The sequence below is a fragment of the Agromyces agglutinans genome (assembly GCF_009647605.1).
Taxonomy (GTDB): Bacteria; Actinomycetota; Actinomycetes; order Actinomycetales; family Microbacteriaceae; genus Agromyces; species Agromyces agglutinans.
Genome location: NZ_WJIF01000026.1, coordinates 1 through 321, shown reverse-complemented (window position 1 = coordinate 321; position 321 = coordinate 1). Strand labels below are relative to the sequence as shown.

The following is a 321-nucleotide window of genomic DNA, read 5'->3' as shown; positions in this document are numbered from 1 at the left end:
TAAGTACCATCTCTTAAATCTAAACCGTGGGTCATACTTGGAGCGTTAAGACCTGCCCGAACACAGGACTTAATCCATAATTCCGCAAGAAGATCTCGATAGGACAAATCATCAATTTTAAAATAGCCTAAGAGCAATACATGAAAATGCGGATGCCAACCATTCTGGCCATAAGTTGCTTCCAGACTGCGAATTTTGTATTTGACCCCAAAGTGTTTGAATATTTCTTTTACCTTGGTTGTTTCCAGAAAAATTTTATATGCCTTTCTTTGGCGTTCTAAGAGCGATTTAAGCGATTCTGACTGAGAATGGCTAAAGGTA

The 321-nt window shown here is 38.6% G+C and carries 1 protein-coding gene; it reads right to left on the bottom strand.

Going from position 1 to position 321, the window contains the following annotated elements; genetic code table 11:
• Positions 1 to 321 (bottom strand): rep family protein (locus GE115_RS18650; protein ID WP_216648870.1); only part of this gene is annotated, 321 nt, incomplete at both ends.